Below are 2,500 nucleotides of genomic sequence, written 5' to 3'. Positions count from 1 at the left end.
CCTCCGTTACTCTTTAGGAGGCGACCGCCCCAGTCAAACTACCCACCATACATTGTCCCGGACCCGGATAACGGGCCGCGGTTAGACATCCATAGAGATAAGGGTGGTATTTCAAGGTTGGCTCCACCAAGGCTGGCGCCCTGGCTTCAAAGCCTACCACCTATCCTACACATGCCACTACGAATGCCAATGTAAAGCTATAGTAAAGGTGCACGGGGTCTTTCCGTCTAACCGCAGGAACCCCGCATCTTCACGGGGAATTCAATTTCACTGAGTCTATGCTGGAGACAGCGGGGAAGTCGTTACGCCATTCGTGCAGGTCGGAACTTACCCGACAAGGAATTTCGCTACCTTAGGACCGTTATAGTTACGGCCGCCGTTTACTGGGGCTTCGATTCAGAGCTTGCACCCCTCCTCTTAACCTTCCAGCACCGGGCAGGCGTCAGACCCTATACGTCGTCTTGCGACTTCGCAGAGCCCTGTGTTTTTGATAAACAGTCGCTACCCCCTGGTCTGTGCCACCCACATATACTTGCGTACATATGGGTCACGCTTCTTCCGAAGTTACGCGTGCAATTTGCCGAGTTCCTTCAGCATAGTTCTCTCAAGCGCCTTGGTATACTCTACCAGTCCACCAGTGTCGGTTTCGGGTACGGTCTATAAGTGGGAGCTATTTCCTGGAACCACTTCGCCGCCAGATCAATCCAATAAGACCTGACAACACACGTGATCCGTCACTACCCACAGGCCCACGAATATTAACGTGGTTCCCATCGTCTACGCATTTCTGCCTCGACTTAGGGGCCGGCTAACCCTGCTCAGATTAACTTTAAGCAGGAACCCTTGGACTTTCGGCGGGGGAGTCTCTCACTCCCCTTACGTTACTCATGTCAGCATTCGCACTTCTGATACCTCCACCACCCCTCACGGGTATGGCTTCATCAGCTTACAGAACGCTCCGCTACCGCTTGACCCTTGCGGATCAAACCCAAAGCTTCGGTGCATGGCTTTAGCCCCGTTACATTTTCGGCGCAAAGACCCTTATTTAGACCAGTGAGCTGTTACGCTTTCTTTAAATGATGGCTGCTTCTAAGCCAACATCCTGGTTGTTTTGGGATCCTCACATCCTTTCCCACTTAGCCATGACTTGGGGACCTTAGCTGTTGGTCAGGGTTGTTTCCCTCTTCACAATGGACGTTAGCACCCACTGTGTGTCTGCCGACTAGTACTCTCGGGTATTCGGAGTTTGGTTAGGTTTGGTAATCCGGTGAGGACCCCTAGCCCATCCAGTGCTCTACCCCCCGAGGTATTCGGTCGACGCTCTACCTAAATAGATTTCGCGGAGAACCAGCTATTTCCGAGTTTGATTGGCCTTTCACCCCTAGCCACAAGTCATCCCGAACTATTGCAACAGTTATGGGTTCGGACCTCCAGTAAGTGTTACCTTACCTTCATCCTGCTCATGGCTAGATCACTCGGTTTCGGGTCTAATGCGACGAACTGAACGCCCTGTTCAGACTCGCTTTCGCTGCGCCTACACCTACCGGCTTAAGCTTGCTCGTCACACTAAGTCGCTGACCCATTATACAAAAGGTACGATGTCACCCTTGCGGGCTCCATCTGTTTGTAGGCAATCGGTTTCAGGTACTCTTTCACTCCCCTTGTCGGGGTGCTTTTCACCTTTCCCTCACGGTACTAGTTCGCTATCGGTCATGCACGAGTACTTAGGCTTGGAGAGTGGTCTCCCCATGTTCAGACAGGATTTCACGTGTCCCGCCTTACTCAAGGATTTCTGTTCGCGTTACGTGTACGGGGCTGTCACCCATTCTTGCCCTACTTTCCAGAAGGTTCCACTTGTCTCACAAAAATCACTGGCCTGGTCCGCGTTCGCTCGCCACTACTTGCGGAGTCTCGGTTGATGTCCTTTCCTACGGGTACTTAGATGTTTCAGTTCCCCGCGTTCGCCACTTTATCCCTATTGAATTCAGGATAAGTTACCTAATAACGATACTTGTAAACCACAACCGCCACCAAACCGAAGTCCGGCAGCAGCTCTGATTTTACAAGTACCTTAGGTGGGTTTCCCCATTCGGAAATCGTCGGATCAAAGGGTATTCGCACCTCCCCGACGCTTATCGCAGCGTATCACGTCCTTCATCGCCTGTGCATGCCAAGGCATCCACCAATTGCCCTTAAGACACTTGATCGTTCTCATTGCCAATGCTCACCGCGCAAACCCGAAGGATTGCTTGATGCCATTGACACAAAAAGACCAGCTTCTCGAGATCGGTCCGGGGGCGCGGTTAAACAACCCATCATGTGCGGGAGATTGAGCGTCTCACCGCGACAAACCATTATCCTCAACACATGAACCATCCCGGCAAGCTGTAACGCTTACCCTTCAGGATCATGCTCAGACAATGGAGTCCGAACAAATCTTCTCTTTACGATGTCAAACAGAACAGGCAGGAGGACCAAGAAGTCCGCTGCAAATCTTGAT

1 rRNA gene (only partly in view) is annotated in these 2,500 nt (G+C 51.8%); it reads right to left on the bottom strand.

The window, feature by feature from the left end:
- Positions 1-2,207: ribosomal RNA gene (locus tag G6N74_RS30185) — 23S ribosomal RNA — on the bottom strand (it extends 606 nt beyond the left edge of the window).
- Positions 2,208-2,500 lie beyond the last annotated feature (293 nt).

Origin of the sequence: Mesorhizobium zhangyense (assembly GCF_011045115.1) — a bacterium.
Taxonomy (GTDB): domain Bacteria; phylum Pseudomonadota; class Alphaproteobacteria; order Rhizobiales; family Rhizobiaceae; genus Mesorhizobium_M; species Mesorhizobium_M zhangyense.
This window is presented reverse-complemented; position numbering and strand designations above follow the sequence as displayed.